Origin of the sequence: Colwellia sp. C1TZA3 (genome assembly GCF_007954265.1) — a bacterium.
Lineage (GTDB): Bacteria > Pseudomonadota > Gammaproteobacteria > Enterobacterales > Alteromonadaceae > Cognaticolwellia.
This window is the reverse complement of the sequence record NZ_VOLS01000014.1, coordinates 61,154-83,498: the sequence shown is the minus strand read 5'-3', so window position 1 is coordinate 83,498 and position 22,345 is coordinate 61,154. Positions and strand designations below refer to the sequence as shown.

General features: G+C 34.7%; 18 protein-coding genes. All 18 read right to left on the bottom strand.

Annotation, left to right across the window (positions count from 1 at the left end):
• Window positions 1-214 precede the first annotated feature (214 nt).
• The 18 genes from ESZ39_RS06495 to ESZ39_RS06410 all read right to left on the bottom strand — a co-directional run bounded on the left by ESZ39_RS06495 (window position 215) and on the right by ESZ39_RS06410 (window position 22,328).
• Window positions 215-2,317, bottom strand: coding sequence for a YjbH domain-containing protein (locus ESZ39_RS06495; protein ID WP_146879099.1), 2,103 nt, complete (start codon window positions 2,315-2,317; stop codon window positions 215-217).
• 171 nt (window positions 2,318-2,488) lie between these two features.
• Window positions 2,489-3,607, bottom strand: a complete 1,119-nt coding sequence (locus ESZ39_RS06490) for a hypothetical protein (protein ID WP_146879098.1) — start codon at window positions 3,605-3,607, stop codon at window positions 2,489-2,491.
• Window positions 3,608-4,187: 580 nt separating this feature from the next.
• Window positions 4,188-5,744: an MBL fold metallo-hydrolase RNA specificity domain-containing protein gene (locus ESZ39_RS06485; RefSeq protein ID WP_146879097.1), complete on the bottom strand. Its 1,557-nt coding sequence runs from the start codon at window positions 5,742-5,744 to the stop codon at window positions 4,188-4,190.
• A 256-nt stretch (window positions 5,745-6,000) separates the two neighbouring features.
• A complete protein-coding gene (gene rfbB / locus ESZ39_RS06480; RefSeq protein ID WP_146879096.1) occupies window positions 6,001-7,101 on the bottom strand; it encodes a dTDP-glucose 4,6-dehydratase in 1,101 nt (366 codons plus the stop codon).
• A complete protein-coding gene (gene rfbD, locus ESZ39_RS06475; RefSeq protein WP_146879095.1) occupies window positions 7,098-7,991 on the bottom strand; it encodes a dTDP-4-dehydrorhamnose reductase in 894 nt (297 codons plus the stop codon). The genes rfbB and rfbD overlap by 4 nt, the downstream gene beginning before the upstream one ends.
• A 23-nt stretch (window positions 7,992-8,014) precedes the next feature.
• Complete coding sequence (gene rfbC / locus ESZ39_RS06470) at window positions 8,015-8,563, bottom strand: dTDP-4-dehydrorhamnose 3,5-epimerase (protein WP_146879094.1); 549 nt, start codon at window positions 8,561-8,563, stop codon at window positions 8,015-8,017.
• Entirely contained in the window at window positions 8,563-9,441 is an 879-nt protein-coding gene (gene rfbA, locus ESZ39_RS06465; RefSeq protein WP_146879093.1) for a glucose-1-phosphate thymidylyltransferase RfbA, read from the bottom strand. Before rfbA ends, rfbC begins: the two co-directional genes overlap by 1 nt.
• A 21-nt stretch (window positions 9,442-9,462) precedes the next feature.
• Window positions 9,463-10,629 carry a nucleotide sugar dehydrogenase gene (locus ESZ39_RS06460; protein WP_146879092.1) on the bottom strand — a complete coding sequence of 389 codons (1,167 nt, stop codon included), beginning with the start codon at window positions 10,627-10,629 and terminating at the stop codon, window positions 9,463-9,465.
• A gap of 1,361 nt (window positions 10,630-11,990) precedes the next feature.
• Complete coding sequence (locus ESZ39_RS06455) at window positions 11,991-12,794, bottom strand: aldolase/citrate lyase family protein (RefSeq protein ID WP_146879091.1); 804 nt, start codon at window positions 12,792-12,794, stop codon at window positions 11,991-11,993.
• A 4-nt stretch (window positions 12,795-12,798) separates the two neighbouring features.
• Window positions 12,799-13,725, bottom strand: coding sequence for a branched-chain amino acid transaminase (locus tag ESZ39_RS06450; RefSeq protein WP_146879090.1), 927 nt, complete (start codon window positions 13,723-13,725; stop codon window positions 12,799-12,801).
• Between the two features lie 17 nt (window positions 13,726-13,742).
• Complete coding sequence (locus ESZ39_RS06445; RefSeq protein WP_146879089.1) at window positions 13,743-14,972, bottom strand: decarboxylase; 1,230 nt, start codon at window positions 14,970-14,972, stop codon at window positions 13,743-13,745.
• A complete protein-coding gene (locus tag ESZ39_RS06440; RefSeq protein WP_223270271.1) occupies window positions 14,962-15,630 on the bottom strand; it encodes a sugar transferase in 669 nt (222 codons plus the stop codon). Before ESZ39_RS06440 ends, ESZ39_RS06445 begins: the two co-directional genes overlap by 11 nt.
• On the bottom strand, window positions 15,623-16,855 hold the full coding sequence (locus ESZ39_RS06435) for a glycosyltransferase family 4 protein (RefSeq protein ID WP_223270270.1): 1,233 nt from the start codon (window positions 16,853-16,855) through the stop codon (window positions 15,623-15,625). Before ESZ39_RS06435 ends, ESZ39_RS06440 begins: the two co-directional genes overlap by 8 nt.
• Window positions 16,856-16,874: 19 nt before the next feature.
• Complete coding sequence (locus ESZ39_RS06430) at window positions 16,875-17,627, bottom strand: hypothetical protein (RefSeq protein ID WP_146879087.1); 753 nt, start codon at window positions 17,625-17,627, stop codon at window positions 16,875-16,877.
• Window positions 17,628-17,679: 52 nt separating this feature from the next.
• Complete coding sequence (locus tag ESZ39_RS06425; protein WP_146879086.1) at window positions 17,680-18,981, bottom strand: O-antigen polymerase; 1,302 nt, start codon at window positions 18,979-18,981, stop codon at window positions 17,680-17,682.
• A gap of 2 nt (window positions 18,982-18,983) precedes the next feature.
• A complete protein-coding gene (locus tag ESZ39_RS06420) occupies window positions 18,984-19,739 on the bottom strand; it encodes a protein kinase domain-containing protein (RefSeq protein ID WP_146879085.1) in 756 nt (251 codons plus the stop codon).
• Between the two features lies 1 nt (window position 19,740).
• Window positions 19,741-20,937, bottom strand: a complete 1,197-nt coding sequence (locus ESZ39_RS06415) for a hypothetical protein (RefSeq protein ID WP_146879084.1) — start codon at window positions 20,935-20,937, stop codon at window positions 19,741-19,743.
• A 23-nt stretch (window positions 20,938-20,960) separates the two neighbouring features.
• Window positions 20,961-22,328 (bottom strand): oligosaccharide flippase family protein, encoded by a 1,368-nt coding sequence (locus tag ESZ39_RS06410; RefSeq protein WP_146879083.1) that lies wholly within the window; start codon window positions 22,326-22,328, stop codon window positions 20,961-20,963.
• Window positions 22,329-22,345: the final 17 nt, after the last annotated feature.

The following is a 22,345-nucleotide window of genomic DNA, read 5'->3' as shown; positions in this document are numbered from 1 at the left end:
GGGTATTTAGCGTTAAGGGTACTGCAACATAAACGATATTATCTATCGGATAGAATGATACTAAGTGCCATGAAGACACTTATTCAAGATAGTTTATATTGAGTAACTTGTGGGGATTCCTCAGACTAAAGTCCGACCTACAAAAGCCCTACAAAACCCTACAAAACCCTACAAACGATCAACAAAAAATCTAAAAAAACCTACAACCTCTAAATCAGCGGGCTTGGTAATAGGCTTGCTTTAGGCGATTTGCATTGGCATAAATATACTCAAAACTTAAGCGGTCATTATTATAAAACGCACTATCAAGGTTATAAGACAGTTCTGCGCTGTCGCCAGAGCCTGGGGTTAGGTTGTTATGGCTTTTTCCAACTAACGTACTAACTGAATACGCCCATTTAGTCTTACCTCTGACCTGAAAGTATTTATTATTAAAGTCTTTACGTGGTGTTAACGGTATTGAAAAACCAATGCCAATAAATTGATTGGCTTCTTCATTATCCACTTTAGTATTTTTATAAGTTAGGTTAAGCGATACATCACCGAACATACGCTCAACTTTAACTACCGCGCCTTTATCTTGTTGCCAATATTGCCCTACTTTTAATTCAGCCGAGGTATTAAGCTCAGCGTTGTAATATCGGTACTTACCAATAATAACATCTCGCTGTTCAAGCTCTTTGGCCGGCCAACAGCCGATCAATAAAATATTACAATTTGCATAAGGTTTTACTTCTGCTATTTCTTGATTGTCATACCTTGCCGTTACTAGGCTAACTTTATGGCTACCATCAACACTTTGCCAGCGCACTTCATTGGATAAATAGTCATAGGTGTCACGAAATCGCCCAACAGAGGTCATGTTTTTTACCGAGTAAGGTAATGAAAAAGTTTGATGAAAACTATAGCCTCGCAGCCCGGTTCTTTGCTTGTTATCACCGAAATACTTCCCGTCTTTAAAGTCTTCAGTTTCAGCTATTTGGGTAGTATGTACTGCGGTTATTGCCGCTCCGTGCCATAACGGTAATTCAGCATGACTAACCAAAGCTAAAGACGCGTCAAAAGCGCCAAACTCAGTACCTACTCTAGAAACAATACCCGGCCAAAAAGTAAAGCGCGGCTTTAACCAAAAATTATTACTGTTATCCCTAACCGCAGTAGAGTATTGGCGTTGAGTCGCAAAAGTATCAGTAGTTATGGCCACTTTCAAAGGCCGATTATCCGTTAAAAAAGCGTCATATTCAGCTAAACTACCTTTAACAATAAGCACAGGAATTTCCCGCTCTTTAAGTACCACGGTAAAATGTGAATAATTATAATGCACCGTTTTACTCAACAGCCCCAATAAAACCCCAAGGCCGTCTATTTGGTTACGGTTATAAATATGGTTTTCTACTTCAACATAAATTGTCTGTAAATCAGCCTCGCCGACTTTAATGGCTTCAAAGCCTTCGTTAACCAATAATTTTTGTACCCGTAAACGCTCTGTCAACCGGGTACGATCAACCATATCGGGCGCTGTTTCATCTGATAACCAATGCGCTTCATCGCTAGATAACTGCTGGTTATTCGCGCTGCTATGCGATGTTTTAGTTACCCGATTAAAATCTAACGGAACAGTTAAACCAACACCATAATAAACATCATCGCTTAACGCTTCGTTAGTGCTTGAGATAACTACGTCGGTCGATAATTGCACGCCACTGTCAAACCAAGCGCTAGGCGTTGATAAATGCAGTCCTAATTGCGTATCGGCAGCATCATACTCTACAGAGAGTTTAGCCCATTGATAAGGTTGCCACTCCATGCCCGCAAATACACCATCAAGGCGCCCTGAATTTGAGTCACTTTTACCTATACCTAATGAAAATGTTAGTTCTTCAACAATATTTTTTGATGCTACCACATACTTAGCATCAAAATAATTAGCCGCGCCACCTAGGTCTTGAATCCCCACCGCTAAACTAAACCAGTCTTTGGGAATATAAGGAATACCTAATTTAATGTTTGCTGATAAATCGGTCACATCATTTCCGACTCTAAAATCATAATCTGCCAAGCGCCCTGACACTTCAACATATTCCCACACACCCACACCAAAGTTATAGTTAGTACCAGAGCGATAACCGCTTCTAGTTTCAACTTGGTTACCATATTGTAGATAAAACTTTCCTTCATCAAACAATGTTGCGGTGGGCGTGTTAATTAAACCGCTATAGCCTTGAAAAGACATGCTTGCCTCAGGCTCAGCAGCAACAATAACCGAATGTGGTAAAGCCAGAGTCAAAGCTAAAGCCGATAGAATACTGCGTTTCATGTGAATAAATCCTTAGCAAAGTGAATTAACATAAGTAAGTAACATAAGTAAGTAACATAAGTAAGTAACATAAGTAAAAAAATAGGTGGAATGTAAGTAAAATGTAAATAAAAAATAGCTGATAATAAAAAAACCCGCCAATGGCGGGTTTTATGTTACTCAGGGGCTAAATTAACCGCCTGTACCACCAGTGCCGCCAGTACCACCGGTACCACCAGTGCCACCAACGATATCACCTAGGTCAATTTCAATTGCAGGCGCAATCTCTGGAATATCAACTGTTACAATATCAATTTCTATCCCTAAATTTCCCGCATCTAACGCAATAGATTGTTGGATAAACGTAGCTTGATCAGATATTTGTGTTTGAGCTATATCTAATGTTGCTTGAGCATCAGCTACTGCAGCTAATGCCGTAGTAACATCTACATTTTGCGCAAGCGCTACTACTACAGCGTTAGATACAACCGCAACAGTTTGCACGTAGCTATTAATAGTTGCACCTATAGTACTTCCTGCAGGTACAATTAATGAAGCAAGTGACGCATTGACCAAAGTTAAGGTATTGGTAATATTAGCTTTATCGCCAGCAGCCGTTGCTGCTGCAGCGAAAGCTGCCGTATCAGTAGAGTCTACAATTTTAATGTCATAAATATTAGTGCCTAATAAATCGACACCTAATATTTTACCCACAACCAAAGAAGCATTTTGTTGTAAAGCACTTACATCATCAATAGCCATAGTATCAATAGTTAAGTTGGTATTTGCTGCAACTTGAGCCAATACCGCATCAGTTGCCATAGTGGTTAAGGTATTTGCATCAGCTTCAATCACAGTACTATTGTCAGCTTGAGCCACTGTTAAAGTGCTCACTGATAAACCAGCGATTTCTGTAGTTGGGATCAATTCACCACGAGGTACATCGCCACAAAATTCTGCCGCGTCACAACGCATTTGCGTATCAGCATCAGCAGTAATGTTAATAACTAATGCGCCTACAATGGCATCGCCACTGGCGTTTACAATAGTACCAGTGTAAGCACCATTTTCATCTGTTTGTATATCTACAGGGCTTGTAGTTAATGGCGCGGTAAAGTCGACATCACTTGCTCTGTACATTTGCACTTTAGCGCCAATTAGTGAACCTTTTACAGCTGAACCAGCTAAATCTAATGTAGCAGGTGTTGCAGGTGTTTCTGAAGTAGGTGCATCTTTTTCACCACCGTTGTTACATGCGGCTAACGCCAACGTTATGCTTGCGGCTAGTGCAGTATGTAATACTTTTTTCATGGTTTAATTACCTTATATTTAGTTTTAAGTGATTAGTGATTAGTGATTAGTGATTAAAAATTTAATCTGAAATACAAAATTCTTACTGTTTTCATTACTTTTTAGTTGTTTTATATTGTTTTATATTTCCTTATATTTGTTTTCATGCCAGCGTGAATTATTACTAAAAAACTCAGTGTTGTTAACAAGGTTAATATTTTTTAAGCAGTTAGTTAAATCTACTAAACCACGTCAGTTTATGTCGATGAGTCTATCATATGATTGTTCAAACATAGCAATACTTATCGACAGCAAATACATAAGTTTTATATTGATAATAAGTTGTTAGTAATATGCTGCTAAGTTGATAATAAAATAATAATTACGCTATCAATAAGGTTATAGCTATATTTTTATTCATGCTGTAACTCTAGTGACATAGAATATCATTCAAAAAAAGGGAAGCGTTAGCTCAACAATAATAGCGGCCCCTATGCTATTAATAGGAGCTCACATCACCACCTGCACATTACGCCCTGTCGAACCTCACTGCGTGCGTGTCGACCCACATCTGTTGCACCTGGCCATATCTATGTCACCATCACTCAGCAATCTCAACAAAAGCCTCTGGCAACATCGCCTGATAACAACGCTGCAAAGCCGCCTTAGCCACTTCATCACCATGAACAATTTTAATATGTCTTGGCTTATGCCGCATACGCTTGACAAAATTAATCAAATCCGCTTGATCAGCATGCGCCGAATAACCGCTCACCGTATGTACTGCCGCATTAATCACATAGCGTTTATCGTCAAGTACCACATAACCATTCGCCCTATTCGCAAATTGCTGAATATCTCGCCCTGGCGTGCCTTGCGCTTGATAACCCACAAACAAAATATCGGTGGTTTTATCAGTAATAAATTGCTTTAAATAATTCATTATCCGCCCCCCCGCACACATACCACTAGCCGCAATAACAATCGCCGGCTTATTACGTTTAGCTAACGCCTTTACCACCGACAAATGCTGCTTATGCTCACCAATAGTATATAACTGACTAAAATTAAGCGGATGCCGCCCTTGGCTAACCTTGTGTTTAGCTTCTGCATCCCACAGGCCCTTAAACTTTTTATATTGCTCAGTAAAATTAGCCGCCATAGGTGAGTCAACAATCACCTCAATAGACTGCCATACCGATTTGTTAGCGTGCGCAGCAGAGCACTGTTGATGAATAATTTGCTCTAACTCATATAACAATTCTTGCGTACGACCAATACTAAAAGCCGGAATAAGAACCACGCCATTATCTGCCACCGCTTGTTCAATCACCCGTTGCAAACTTTGTCGGCGTAGCTTTCTACTTTGATGATTTTTATCACCATAAGTAGACTCAATAATTAAGGTATCAGCCCGATAAGGACTTTTAGGCGCAGGCAACAATGGCGCATACGGCGCACCTAAATCACCTGAAAATACCACCCTATGCTTATCAGTTGAGCGTTTACGGTGAGATGAAGTTAACTGTTTGCCTAAAGGTTGCTCTGCAGAATTTTCTGCAACAACAGCAGCAGAAATAACCGAGGGAATAACTGAAGGAAAAGGCATAGCAAGATCAACCTCAACATACGCTGAGCCTAAAATATGCCCTGCCGGTTGAAATTTAGCTTTCGCTTGTTGATAACCAAGCGGGCTATTAGCATGATTAGCAGCAAGCGATAACGACGTATTAACCGGCAACTTAAACCACTGTTTATAAGCTATCGGCTTAATTTGCTGATTAAGTAATTTAAGACAAGCCGCAATTAATGCCCGATCACGAGTAACCCCCACTTTAAGGGCATCTTCAATCACTAACGGCAGTAAACTAGCACTCGCCTCAGTACAAAATATTGGCCCAGTAAACCCCGCCGCCAATAAATAAGGAATACGGCCAACATGATCGATATGGCAATGGGTGACAATAAGTGCGGTAATATGGCTAATATCAAAGTCGATAGTTAAACCCGCTGCAGCCGACTTACCCGCAACCTCAGCCCCTTGAAACAAGCCACAATCAACTAAAATACTGGTAGCGCTATTAATAACTAATTGATGACACGAGCCAGTAACACCATTAACCGCGCCGTGATGAATAACTTTTGCAGTAAAGTCCATTTTAAAATCCTTTTTTTAATTAACATTGAGAACATCCTGTTCACATTATTTTAACCCTCAGTGATTAAGAAAAACTGACTAAGGGCTGAACAAGCTGTTATAGATAAATAAATAATAACCTCACTTAAGGCTAGCATCATTTCACTAGTTTCTATAGTTGCTACTATAATCTACTAAGGTCACCACACTTTACTTGCTATAAAAATCGTCTGTTTTTCAAAAACTACTCTTTTATTTATATTACCTACAAATAAAGCTATACAACCAAATCCTGATAAGAACCATCCATAATAGCGATCCACCAAGATTCATTATTTAAATACCAATCAACGGTTTTAGCAATACCTGTTTCAAAAGACTCTCTAGGCTCATAGCCTAACTCATCACGAGTTTTAGTCGCATCAATGGCGTAGCGTCTATCATGACCGGCGCGATCAGTTACGTAAGTAATTAACGATTCAGTACTTTGCTCTTTTGCCGCAACCGCTAATGGAAACCTTTTCGCTAATGCTTGGTTATTTTTAAATTGTTGCTCCACAAGCTGGCAAACTTGTTTAACTATATTGATATTAGCCCATTCATTATTACCACCAATATTATAGTTTTCACCAACACGGCCTTTATTTAATACCAGATCAATACCATACGCGTGATCTTCTACATACAGCCAATCTCTTATTTGCATACCATCACCATAAATAGGTAATGACTTATTTTGTAATACGTTAGTAATAACCAGTGGAATAAGCTTTTCTGGGAAATGATAGGGCCCATAGTTATTAGAACAGTTACTGGTAGTAACATTTAAACCATAAGTATGATGATACGCTCTGACTAAGTGATCACTTGCCGCTTTACTCGCTGAATAAGGCGAATTAGGTGCGTAAGCGGTATCTTCTTTAAAGGCAGGATCAGTTGCTGATAACGTACCGTATACTTCATCTGTAGAAACATGATGAAATCTATGTTCAATAGGATCGCTGCCATTTTCTAGCGGTTTATCAAGCCACTGCTTTTTGGCAGCCTTTAATAACGAATATGTACCCAGTATATTGGTTTCTATAAACGCATCAGGACCGGTAATTGATCTATCAACATGAGATTCAGCGGCAAAATGCACAATTGTATTGACGTGATACTCTTTAAGTAATGACTCTACCAAGGCTTGATCGCAAATATCACCTTTAACAAAAGTAAAGTTAGCATTGCTTTGCACGGGGGCTAAATTAGCTAAATTACCTGCATAAGTTAACGCATCAAGAACAATCACCTTATCTTGTTGATAATTATTTAGCCAATAATGGACAAAGTTAGCACCAATAAAACCGGCACCGCCTGTAACTAATAATGTGTTCATAATTTATCTAATTTACTCTTTTGTAAGTTTAATAACTCATCTAACATTAAGCTTAATTGCTTTCGCCAATGAACTTGTTCAACACCTGAAAAATCAGTCTTCAATGATGATTTATCCAATACACTATAACTTGGTCTTTTGGCAGGCGTGAGATAGTCTTTGGTTTGAATTGGATTTATCGGAATAGCTTTATTGAGTAAGCCCTTTTCAACAGCTAGCTCTTGAATAGCAACAGCAAAGTCATACCAACTTGCTACACCTAAATCAGTCCAATGATGAATACCTTTAACGTTATTCACTGCTGCATAAATACATGTTGAGGCAAGATTTTTAGCATAGGTAGGACTGCCTATTTGATCACTAATAATGCCTAACGCTGGCTTTTCAGCCATTAACTTAAGCATAGTTTTAACAAAGTTATTACCCTGTAATGAGTACACCCAAGAAGTGCGAATAATACAGCTATTCTCAGCAGAAGTGGCTTGTAATAAATCTTCACCTTGCGATTTAGACTCACCATAAACACCAACAGGCGATTTAACATCATTAACTAAATAAGGCGTGTTTTTATTACCATCAAAAACAAAATCTGTAGACACATGCACTATAGCGATATTATTATTGCTACAAACCTTAGCTAAATTCTCAACGGCGGTCGCATTTAATAAAAAGGCCCTATCAACATCCGTTTCAGCTAAATCTACCGCGGTATAAGCACAAGCATTAATCACAGCATCAACTGAGTTCCTAATTAACGCCTTAGCAATGCTATCAACATCAAACAAGTCAATATCATCACGACCAACACAAAAAATGTTAACTGCGCTAGTGGCTTGTTGCTTTAATTCCCAAGCGAGTTGACCCTTTTTACCAATGACTAATATATTCATATTATAAATTTAAACACCGAGTATTAAGTAAATTTAGGCGCATCAGCAAAACAAAGACCATTTTCATCTTTACTAGATAAATTAGGTAACGCACTATTAACAAGCGGCCATTGAATATTCAGCGCCGGATCATTCCACTTTAATGATACTTCAAATTCTGGTGAATAATAGTCAGTGCATTTATACACAAACTCTGCCGAGTCACTCATCACATAAAAACCATGAGCAAAACCTGCTGGCACCCAAAGTTGTTTCTTATTTTCAGCAGACAGTACCACGCCAACATGTTGGCCAAAGGTAGGGGAATATTCCCTCATATCCACGGCAACATCATACACCTCACCAGAAACTACACGAAGTAACTTACCTTGGGTGTTCTGAGTTTGATAATGAAGACCACGCAAAATACCTTGGCTAGATTTACTGTGGTTATCTTGAATAAATACTTGCTCAGAGCACTTGGCTTTAAATTCATCATCACGAAAGGTTTCCATAAAGAAACCTCGTTCGTCACCAAAAATAGTTGGCTCTAATATAACGACATCTTCAATCGCTGTTTTAACAAACTTCATTAAAATATTTTCTCATCTATTATATTAAGTAAGTATTCACCATAACCACTTTTACGAAGGGGTTCGGCAATCGCGCGAAGCCTAGCGGCATCAATCCAACCATTACGAAACGCTATTTCTTCAGGGCAATTCACTTTTAATCCTTGGCGCTTTTCAACGGTGGCAATAAATTGAGCTGCGGCCAGCAAATCATCATGAGTACCAGTGTCTAACCAAGCTGTACCGCGTCCCATAATTTCAACGTTTAACTCACCCAATTTAAGGTACTGATCAATTACTTCGGTAATTTCTAATTCGCCACGAGCAGATGGTTTAACATTTTTAGCAAACTCAACAACTCGAGAATCAAAGAAATACAAACCGGGCACTGCATAACTAGATTTTGGTTCAGCCGGCTTTTCTTCAACTGATATAGCTTTACCTATAGCATCAAATTCAACAACACCATACGCTTTAGGGTTAGCCACATGATGGCCAAATACAGTACCGCCAACATTACGTGATCTAGCATTGAGTAGTGATTTACTTAAATCATTACCATAAAACATGTTATCACCAAGCACTAAAGCCGCACCAGATCCTGCTAAAAAATCTTCAGCTATGATAAAAGCTTGCGCAAGTCCATCAGGACTAGGTTGAATAGCATACGTTAAAGAAACACCAAAGTTAGAGCCGTTACCTAGTAGTTCTTCGAAACGATCAATTTCTTCAGGTGTTGAAATAACAAGAATGTCTTGAATACCCGCTTGCATTAATGTTGCCAGTGGGTAATAAATCATAGGTTTGTCGTAAACAGGCATTAGTTGTTTACTAACCACTTTAGTTAGCGGATATAAGCGAGTGCCGCTGCCACCCGCGAGGATAATTCCTTTCATAATATTCCTTAAATAATATTTAAATTAATCACTACCAAACAAATCACGAGTATAAACTTTATCTACTACATCTGATAATTCATTAACCATACGGTTAGATACAATCACATCTGACACAGCTTTAAATTCAGCTAAACTTTTAATTACTTTTGAATGGTAAAATTCATTTTCATCAAGCACAGGTTCAAATACAACCACCTCAATGCCTTTCGCTTTAATGCGCTTCATAATACCTTGAATGCTAGAGGCTCTAAAATTATCAGAGCCCGCTTTCATAATTAAACGATAAATACCCACTACTTTAGGGTTTTTGCTAATAATAGAATCTGCAACAAAGTCTTTACGGGTACTATTAGCATCAACTATGGCACTAATAATATTATTGGGTACATTTTGGTAGTTAGCTTTAAGTTGTTTGGTATCTTTGGGTAAGCAATACCCCCCATAGCCAAAAGAAGGATTATTGTAATGCTTACCAATACGAGGGTCTAAACTCACTCCTTCAATAATATGACGAGAGTCTAAACCATGTACTTCAGCGTAAGAGTCTAATTCATTAAAGTAGGCTACCCGCATAGCAAGGTAAGTATTAGAAAATAATTTAACCGCTTCAGCTTCAGTTGAACGAACAAATAATACGTCAATATTTTCTTTCTCAGCCCCTTGCACCAGTAAATCAGCAAATACACGCGCTCGTTCTGACTCCTCTCCAACGATGATACGAGAGGGGTGTAAGTTATCGTATAAAGCTTTACCTTCTCGTAAAAACTCAGGGGAAAACATTAAACCGTCACAACCTAATTCTTCTCGAATTCGGTGAGTATAACCCACAGGAACTGTTGACTTGATAACCATGCAAGCATCTGGATTAATTTCCATCACATCACGAATAACAGCTTCAACAGAAGATGTATTGAAATAATTAGTAACAGGATCATAATCGGTAGGTGTGGCAATAATGACATAATCAGCATTTATATAAGCAAAATTTTTATCTAAAGTAGCAATAAAGTTTAACTCTCGATTTAAAAGAAAGTCTGAAATTTCAACATCAAAAATAGGTGATTTGCCACGATTTAACATTTCAATTTTTTCGGGAATAATATCAACAGCGACAACTTCGTTGTGTTGAGCTAACAACATAGCATTAGAAAGGCCTACGTAACCTGTACCTGCAATAGCAATTTTCATAAGTCCATCTCCAGTTATTATTTTGATTTATCTACCACCGTTGAAGTCGTATTTATATATATTAAAATTAAATCAATTACCTATGTTAGATACACTACAAAACTATATCAACATACCCTTACCGTCAATGAAATTAATTATTTCATGTTATTTATCAAATATTTATAATCATCTCAGAACATATCATTAAACGTAATGTAACAATAAAGGGGTTGTGACAACAAGAGAATCTGGCCACCTATATAAACTAATAATTTGGACTTAAGCAATACATAATTTTTCATACTTAATCTGATGGTAGCTTGTGTTAAGTAATTCCTAGCAGCTATCAGGCCAAACTCATTAACTGATAGCTAAGCACTTGATTTATATTTTATTTACACGCACTAAAATAACATTCGTTATAAACTTATTTTAAATTGATAACAGATATATTTTATTTGCGAATTTTCAGCTAATCCATAATTTTTTATGATGCATATTTTTTAATAACATAACCCTATCAAAAACCGAAACTACTTTAGCCTTAATATGTTTGACATCCGTTCTAGAACCAACATCGGTTTTTACTTAACTTCTTTCCAGTATCATCATTACTAGCTTATCGAACGGGTTCTTACATACTTATGATATTGACGACTTATCATAAGTATTGTCAATGATGTCTTAAAAATTTTATTTAAAGCGCTAAAATCAACACACGAACTCTTTTTCTGTTTTAACACTGCTATTAAATTCGTTAACAAAAAATACGAATTTGATGCTTACAGAGTCAAAAAAGTCATGCCAGTTTTAAATTTAGCGGTTTATAGATAATTTCACCCAATAACAGGTAAAAATAGATGTGAATTTATGAAAAAATTATATAAATTAATAATCTTAAAAATCATTTCTAACATACTTGTGAAGTGAGTATATATTAGTCATTTGAATATATTTTTTGTTGATAAAAATCAATTTATATTAAATTATACTAGAATTAAAATGATAATTTTTTTTAAACAACGCAAGCAATTTATACATTTTTCAAAACAATAAATTTGATAAGAAAGACACTTAACATCACAATTTATCGAGTGACTTATTCATTTGTCGACTATTTGTGATTTCGAATCGATTTAGCCAGAAGACTTGATAAAAATGTGTGTGGATAGTTTCATTATTATACAGGGTTGCTTAATTACTTTTTATTATTTGTGAGCGTTGGAATCGGTTTGTTGACTACCTTAATAGTTAATTCAAATCATGAATCGCACGACCTGTAGTAAGTCGATCTAAAATAAAATTTAACGATAATATAGTTATATTTTCATTTTCATTTTCATTTTTATGAAGGCTACATTTAAAATATGCAATCTACACTACCCTCTCAGCTTTGTTGCTATTTGGTTTGTAATTTTCTTTAAGGTACTCTTATTTTCTAGTAACAAAGAATCGCTTAGAGTCATAGCATTAAGAACTACTTGTTGAAGCTTCAGGAGTTCATATTGTATATCTTCAATACTCACTTGCCCATTTCCTTTAAAAGAACGGGATAGGATAACCATTGACGAACCTAATCTAACATGCTCAATCATAATCGCTCTTCCATTTAGCATTCCATGGTCCATTCTACCAACACCCCCAATACCGAAAGGGATATTTTTATTTCGTATTTTTTTTGTTAAAAACTCAATAAGGTCGCAGCCGAGCAATTCAAACATGAAGTCCAAACCTAAAGACAAATGTAAATCATTTAAACCTATGTGTATCTCATCGATACCTTCAATTTCTAAGATGTCATCAATACGACATAAGGCTTCTGATGTCTCCAACAAAATGCAAGCTACAGCCCGTTTGTCAACAATTCTTACAAAAGAAGCAACCTCTGCAACAGTTTTGAACATTGGTAGCATTACGATATCAGCTCCATTTTCTATAGACTGCGTGATCTCCATAACACTGTTTGAATGAATAGGATTAACACGAACTAATAACTGTGTACCACTGAGTAATGGTTTGATTTTTTTTATATCATCGAGGCTATGATCACTGATTACAGTATCCATACCGCCTTGCCTTGCAACCTTTCCAATAATTTCTAAATCAACAAATATTCTATCGATACCTAATTGGTCATAAAGTCTGATGTTGTCAATATTATTATCTAGTATCATTGTTTTCATAAGTCTAGACCTTATAAGTTGGAGTTAGCCAGCATTTATGCTTATCTGACAACCCTCTAACTATATCAAAATATAAATCTTCAATTCTTGATGTGATCATACCTTTTTTGGCATCACCTACCACTAATTTATCAACACCAACTACAGGAACAATTTCAACCGCAGTACCACAGAAAAATATTTCGTCTGCAATATACAATTCAGTTCTATCAACATCTCTTTCAACTACATCTAAACCTAAATCATTACGAGCAATAACTAAAATTGTAGTTCTTGTTATACTTTCAAGTATAGAAGCTGTAATAGGGGGAGTAATTAGCTGCCCATCCCTCACTATAAAAATACATGAACCTGGCCCTTCAGAGACTTTCCCTTGATCATTTAAAAAAATAGTAGAGTCGTAACCGTTTCGCATTGCTTCCATTTGCCCCATGCGGCTGTTCATATAATTAGCACCCATCTTTATTTTGGGCGACATAGATTTGTCATTAATCCGTGCCCAGGAACTAACGCAGCATTCTATTCCTATTTTATCAGGTGGATATTGACGACCTTTTGCGATGGGTGCTATAAACATATCTGTTGGACTAGCTGATGCCCAACTACCAAAGCCATCTAAAAAGATCGTTTGTCTGATTGTTATATCCTCCTGATACTTATTTGCCTTAACTATTTCAATTACGCTATTCTTCAAAAAAACTGCGTCGTATTGAGACTCGAATCTCATCATTTTTATTGATTTTAAAAGCCTATTTATATGTTCTTCCAATTTAAACACATATAATTCTTTATCTGCTTCATTCCAATAAGCTCTCAAACCTTCAAAAACGTTTGCACCAAACTGGCTAGTCGGTGATAAAACATTTATTTTTGCTTCATTTACAGGAATAATATCGCCTTTAAACCATATTAGCCTTTTATCATTTGTCATTTTATATAAACATCTTTTTATATGTGAAAAGTTTGAAAAATATCATCAACGGTTTCTTGTCTTTTTATAATGTCATATCGTTTGGTAATATTGTCATATTCCAAAATAGGTACATTAGGTAATATGAATGGTGGTTTAAACACCACAGAATACGAACCTATGTTACTAAAGACTAAATAATCATCTTCATTTAAATAACCAATATAATTTTTATACAGAAAATCGCTCTCTATACAAGTATAACCAGATATATCTACTGTTTCATAAGCGGTGCGCTCTGCTGCACCACTAAAAACCATTAGTGGCATATTTACAGAAGAAGAAAGCAAACCAAGATTAAACTTACTACCTGTAGTCATCGCTATATTTGAACCTCGGATGTTCTTTATATCAATAACTTTAGCCACAAATTCCATTGTATCCGCTACAAGTGCGCTACCTGGCTCTAAAATAAGGGTAGGCTTTAATTTTTCATCAAAACCGGAATAAAAATCATTAAATCTAGTAGCTATTGCTTGTGCATAGTCACTATATTCATGCACTGATTTAAATTGTTTCTTTAATGAATCATCCATTTTTCCAAAATAACCACCGCCAATATCAATATAACTTGGAGGTAATTCAAATAATTTATCAGCTAATGCTAGAATCTTATCCGCTCGATAGGCATAGGACTCTATATTTCTATCCGGAAAGTGACAGTGAATCCCCATGATTTTAACATTTGATAACTCTTTAAGTTTATAAAACTCCTTAAAAAATTTATCATCTTCTACGTCCAGACCAAACCTTGAAACACTATCGTTATTGATATCAAAGTTACATCGTAAGCCTATAAGCATTTTTTTATCTGGATATTGATTAGCAATTTCCGTTAATAATGCTACTTCTTTATACGAATCTAAATTGACAATGCTGCCATTTAATAAAAAACGCATTAGTGCTTTTTTTGGTTTATATGGGCCATTCACAATTATATTATTAGGACTCACACCTATATTAATTGCTAAGCTATATTCCATATCAGAAACTACTTCAGCATATCCACCTTTATCATCGATGATTTTACAAAGCTTCGGTGTGTAATTTGTCTTATATGAATAACCAATAGTAGTTTTAGAATAGATACATTGGAATTCTTCCAAAAAATCATCATAATTTTTAGCAAACCTGTCAGAATATAACAGGTAAAATGAGTCACCATGCTCAGAACTAAGATTATTCAACGCATCGAAATTAAGTTTCATTTTCTTTCTCTTCTTTATGTTTTTTTACTCTAGCCATATCTTGCTCCAAATTTTTGGATAATTCATGACTACCTTCATTTTTAAAAACTTTAAAAAGTGTCAAAATAATTAACTTAAGGTCGTAAATTATTCCCCACTTATGGAATTTCTCGATATATTCAAGATTAAACTTTATTTTTTCATTCCAACATAATTCATTTCGCCCACTCACCTGTGCCAATCCTGTAACACCTGGCTTTACAGTGAAACATTTTTTAAGATTATCATCGAAGTCTTTATAATCACCTAACTCATAAGAAACTGGTGGCCTTGGACCTACAAAGCTCATATCTCCTTTTATAATATTGATAAACTGTGGAAACTCATCGAGGCTACTATTACGCAAAAAACCACCTATTTTAGTAACCCTTGGATCATTGTCATAATTAAAAAGCCCTGTACCCATATTTTCGGCATTTACAACCATAGATCTAAATTTATAAATATTATATCTATTCCCATTTATGCCTAATCGAGCCTGCTTAAAAAATATAGGACCTCTAGAAGATAGCTTAATTCCGATAGCTATAACTATAAATAGAGGAGAAACAACGGCAATACCTATAATGCCAAAAATGATATCAAATGTTCTTTTCATTAAAGCATGAATTTTATTCACGTATTTTGTCCTTTAAAATTTTTTTCTCGAAATATTTAATCATATTGCCATAGATGATTGATGATGAGTATTGTGTTTCGAAAACCAATGTAGATTTTTCCTTCATACTCGTTAATAGGTTCTTATTATCAATAAGATTTTTTAAGTTGATAATAAAATCATCCACATCACCAGCGATGTAAGTTAAACCAACTTGCTCATTTTTTAATAAATCCTTTGTTTCCGTCTGTAATGACGATAAAATTGGTAAACCTGCTGATAAGTATTCGAAAACTTTATTAGGCAACCCTTGTGGCGCGCCTTTTTTATAGGACATTAACCCAATAGTGGAAACACTAGACAGATAATCAAGACCAAGCTTATCAACCCATCCTGTAAAAATAACGTTATGCAAGCCTTTTGCTAGTTTTGCCCACTCCTCCATTTTCTCGCCATTACCGGTAAGTATGAATTGAATATCATCACGGTGTTTAAGTTTTCTTGCTGCTTTGATAATTGTATTTAGATCATATGTTTGACCAAAGGTACCGACAAACCAAATTAATATTTTGGATTCATCTAAACCAATATCTTGAAATTTCAATTGTGATGCATGTAAATCATATTCACTCACAATATTTTTTTGATACCCTAAGGGAAATACATGCCCACTGTCACTTCGATCTATATCAGTATATCCTATTGCCCATTGAAGGTAATTATCTGATACAGCAGTGATTGCCGTACAATTATTGAATATATACTTTGTTTGCCTAAAATATCTTGATAGTAAAAATTCACCTATAAATTTAAAAGTTTTTGGTAACGCCTGTAAAAGGATATCAGGCCATAAGTCCCTCACATCGATTACCACAGGTATGTCATTCTTTACCGCGTATGAAGTAGCGTGATAAGCTAAATCAATAGTTGGAAATGCGCAAAATATTAAATCAGGCTTTTCTAGTGAGCTCGAAACTTCAGTGAAATTTTTTGCGACCAACTTATGATTATTAATTCTTGCAAAAGATATGTTTTTTCTATAAGCAACTTTTGAGTGTAAGTACCTCATTGTTAGATTCTTTTTTATGTCTACCTTCGTATATTTGTCATAAAAATATTTTTTATTTTGGTGGTCAAATGTTGTCGTCCACCAAGTTACTTTATGACCTGCATCCACCAGCATTTCAGATAAAACACCAACCCTGTGAGGCCTTTCCCCATATAGGGCCAACGGCTCTCCTGACATAATTAACCAAATATTCATATTATTTAAAAAAATCATCCTCTAAAATTTTTAAGCTATGCCTCGCATAATTTGCAATACTTTTACTTTTCAATTTTCCAATACTGCTATGCTCATAATGATTTACAACTAAATTATTATCTATTATTATTTTTAAATTGAGATTTCGACATGTTTCACCTACAAAAATTTCCTCTCCGAATAAAAATCCGGGAAATTTAAATTCACAATTATGTTCAAAATATTTTTTACAAAATATTATGCATGAACCATGGGGTGCATAGATATACTCTTGCTCAAGACTCTGCTTTTTCTTAACTAACTTTCTTTTAAATTCAAAAAGTAAAGTGTAAAAGAGTAAGGTATAAACATTGGAATGAACTCTTCTTAAAAATCTAATTTTTTGTCTTGTAGGTCTCTGACTGAAGTACGGGTTCGCATTTGTACAAGATGGGTGATTTATAACTTTTGGGGCAATTACACCAATATTAGACTCGATACGTAATTTGTTTAAATGTTTAAAAAAATCAGCTGAGTAAATAAGGTCTGGATTTGAGATTATGGTAAAGTCGGCTAAACGACCATAATTTTTGATATGTTCTAAGCCATATTGAGCAGCTCCGAAATAACCCAAATTATAACCAGGGTTAATTAAACTGATAAATGAGCTACTTTTTACCTTATTAAACAGATTAGAGTCTTTTACAGAATCACTATTGTCAACAATTAACAAAGAGATATCTAAATTCGAGCCGAATGTTATTGAGTCGATCATTCGTGAAATCTCAGACTCAGTATTAAAGTTTACACATATAATCGTTATCATTTCATCTATTACCTGTTTTAAAGCCTTGTATCCCTTTTTCCTTCAATCCTAAAAACAAAAGTAAAAAAAGAAGGATTGCAAGATTTATGTTATTAAATTTCCATGGACTGTTTACTAAGAAACCGAGTAAATATAGATATATTGGGACTAATAAAATTGAAGCCTTAAAACTTCCATTTCTTGCTAACTTAAAAATATACCCTGCAGAGGCTCCAAAAATAAGAAAAAACAAGAGAGTACCATATAAAGTAAAATCCTTTGCTAAAGCGCCAAAAATAGAATGAATCGTGGTTTCAGGATAACCACCTCCAATATCAACTGATCCAAACTTTTGTTTTTTTATTCCAAATATACTTAAAAATCCACCAAATGTTATGGCTCCATAAGTTAAGTCACTTAGTGCTCCATTTATGTGGCTCTTAAACCACATACTAAAAGAGGGAATGGAAGCAAAAATAATTGAAAATAACTTACCAGTCACCATCATAAAGTAGTCTGTGTTAAAATTATCTATTTTCCCACTTCGCAATGTACGTGATATACCCAATAAAATAATTCCTCCCAGTGTAAGTATTATACTGACAAAGATCTTTTTAAGGTTAAGGAAGTCTACTTTCCCATGGTGACTTGCAACCTTTGCACTTAAAAAAGCTGATGTCCATAATATCACCCCTAAAAATATAGCTGCTCTTGTTGTTAATATAAGTCCTACCAAAATGTTAGGTATTAATGTACCTAAGCAAATTTTTGTATAGTTATTAGAAAGAGCAAAAATATAACCCCCGATCAAATTTCCTAAATACATAAATACTATTAAGATAAGAACTGAGGTTGGCGTACGGTATGATGGATCTTCATACCTTTTTAAAGAATAGTCACGAGATATACTGATTAATTTTTCAACATCGAATAGTGAAAAAAAGCTAGTTCCGTATGTTCCCATTAATACAAAAACACTCATGCTTCCAATAATTGAAGATATCATGGCAACTCTAGATAGGTAATTAAGATTGCTATGGATTTTTTGTATAGATTGCTGCTTAAAATTTAATGTACCAGCTAAGGTACTACCTAGGCTTTCTCCAATATAAAAAACAAATAGACATATTACGTACCATAAAAAAGCACCTGAATAATAATTTGCTTTGGGTAAAAAAAACAAGCTAATTAACAAAGAAATAGATAGCCAGGTTGCAAACAATACACTAGGTGAAAGTAAACTTCTTTTTTGATAAAAAAACATGCAAGCCATTAATATCAGCACTACGACAAATAAAAATGATAGTATCCACTCTATATTCATAGTTACTCTTTATAAACCCACTTCAATCTTCCAATAAAACTGTTTAGCTTGACTTTATAATCTTTAATAGACTTGCCACTTTTGGATTCAATTGTATCTAAAATATTAAGTGCCGAATAGGCATCGTCCCAAACAAAAGCTTCAAGTTTAAAACCTTGCCCCAAATTCATTAGGCTTGTATGACCGATATATCTATCAATATACTCGTCACCTAAGGTTACTGCATAAGCAAAATCTATTACTTTAACTTCGGTAAATCTCCCATTACCATCAAGAGACACAAGAATATTTGAAGGAGTAAAGTCTCTATGAATAAGATTAATAGAATACAATTTTTCAATAATCTCAACTATCTTATGAGCCAAGAAGTCCCAGTTAGTAAAACTAGAATCAGAACTAAATATCTCTGATAAAGTGACTGAATTTATGTATTCAAAAACAATGTAACTGTAATTAAAATCTGTTGATACAAACATAACTTTAACAGAACTCAAGGGACAAGCTTTTTCGAATAACTTTCCTTTATCGCATTCATTTTTTAACCGCCATAAATATTTATCACTCTTTATGAATATAGATTCCCCTGAAATATTACCTAAAAAGCAACGAGCACCATTATGCCACCTATACCAGTTATCACTACTAACGTCTGAGATACTGAAGTTTTTTATGCAATGTTGTTTGAAAATAGTATATTTGAATAGTAGCCATAAAATATTTCTTATCCACTTATCTGATACCGAAATAAACCATTCCATGTTAAGTAATAATCCTAAGGATGAACTCTCTTATCCACAAAACTATATCTTTTAATAACCTAATGGGATTCTTAAAAGGACGTAAAACATTCTTGACTTCTACAATGGTTCTACGCATACGACTTATTCTAGTTTTACCAACAAATTTTTCGTTAAAATAAACAGTTAAATCATAAGGTTCTGAATAAATAAAAGAGTTACACATTAGAAAACCAGATAAAATATTGTAAACTCTACCGCCATCAAAATCAGACGCAACAAGCTTATTGATACCAATATTGTTACCTAATTCTATCAAGCGTTCCTGATAATCAAGACTTAAAAATGGTTTGTGTACCATGCCATGATAAAGCAAACTGTAAAAGTACGCTTCATTTTCAGGCCTGTAATACCCATATTCGCTAAAAACTTTTGTTGCCAGAAGTTTTTCTTCCCACAACTTGTCATAATACTCGTCACCGACAAATCTAAAATCAAATAGTACATCTTCACCACCAATATTAACTTTGTTATGAACACGACGTTTCGATTTAAATACTCTTTCTGCATTTGTAACAAAAACACATTCATTATAATCAGAGACCAGTAGGTCTATATCACCATGGGATTCCATATTGTACTTATGAGGTAAGCATTCAAAATTTCTCATCACGATATAATCAATAGTATGATTTAAAACATAAAAGAATTCGACTATATTATTCCAACCGTCTGCACCTATGAGATCACATTCTAATTTTCTTACTGCAGTACTAATAATTGAATCATCAATAAAATAATTCTCTGACTCAATACCAAATAAAAGTGCTATATCATGTTTAAATTCTTTTATATCATTTGTAGCATGTATTTTATGTCCTCCACCTGAAAGCCTTCTGAACATTTCCTTTAAATCAAATACATTAGTATTTACACTAATATCTCTATTCTTAGATGTTTTTCTATTGGAATAGTTTGGTGCCAAATCCCTTACTACTATTACTAAAAAAGGCCCTGTTCCACAGTGTCTTTCCTTGTGTGAGCCCTTTGGTAGTTTTTCCCCATAAAATCTTGTCAAATTTCTCGAAAAATGTTTCTCGCTCCAGGTAACTTCACACAAATCTACGATTTCAAACTTGCTCTTTAGATCTCTCATCATTTCACGTTCATTAACGCGAGCTTTTTCCCAAATAATAAATAAATGTAATTCTTGATTCATATTATAAATTTCTCGTTGCTGTTCTAGTTAGTTAAAGGCTTTGAATAAAGCAGCTTATTTACGTAGAACGCTGCTATAATATTTTTTATGGCTAGGGATATTGAGGTGGCCATTGCAGCACCTACAGCCCCATACTTTGGAATTAACATATAATTTAATGAAATATTTAAGAGTAGACTTAGAAAGACAGTATTCCTGTGAAACTTCTCTTTGCCAGTCATCATTAAAACTACGGCTACAGGTCCGGTTGCTAGAACAAAAAATTGCCCTATAGAATAGATCATAAGGGAAGTTGCTCCCTTCAAAAACTCGCCACCAAAAAAACTGAGGATAAATGCTCCATAAAACCCGAATAACAATAAAAAAACTAAAGCAATTAAAGTCATCAGATATGTTGAATACTTAATTAGCAGACGCAAAGATTGCCAATTACCACTTTTATAAAAAACAGCAATTTTTGGAGATACCAAAGTATTTGCAATTACTAAAAACATAGTACTCACAGATGCAACTTTTACTACTGTAGCATATATCCCAACAACAAAATCATCATGCCAGATACCAAGCATAATAATGTCACAAAAACCCATGATAAAGGTCATGATTGCAACCCAAAATAGAGGAAGACTAGTACTCAATATTTTTATATCATCTAACTCGTTATTTTGCTTTTTGCTTTTGGGCAAAGTCCTGTTCCAAACTATAATTATACAGATACAACTCAATATTATAGCTGCTGAATAAAGCATAGCTACAAACTCAACTGTGACTATGCTTTTAAAAATAAAAATAAAAACTAGTAATATCGTCGGTAACATTAAGCTTTCGAATATAGTGGCATAAATAGGTTTTTGAACGCCCTTAAACAAAGAAACAAATACTGCAATTATATTAAATGGGATAATTGAAATACTCATCCACTGTATAATGACAGTTAAGTTAGGATTTTTAAAAAAATAAACTGATATGTTCGACGCTAGAAAGTAAATCAAAAAAGTTGAAATTAATGAGCATATGAATGTTATACCTAAAGCTTTCCTTCGGAGCGTATTCAACAATGTAAAATCATTTTTTTCATATAACCAAGATGAATATTTTATTACAGCATTACCCAAGCCTAATAATCCAACCAAGGTAGCAAATGTTATAAGTGATTGTGCTAAATAGAACTGACCTATTGCAGCCGCCCCTAAGGATTGAGAAAGCATGATATACAAATACATGGTTGCAATCGCACCTGAGATTTTAAAAACAAAAACATATATGAATCTTGATATATGTTTCTTGAACAGCGTTATCATTGCTGTAACTCCATCAATATGATAAAAATTAACTGCGGGAGAAAATATTATATTTTGTACAAACATAGCAGCTTGAAAATAATGCGGCACGATAATAACCAATTTGC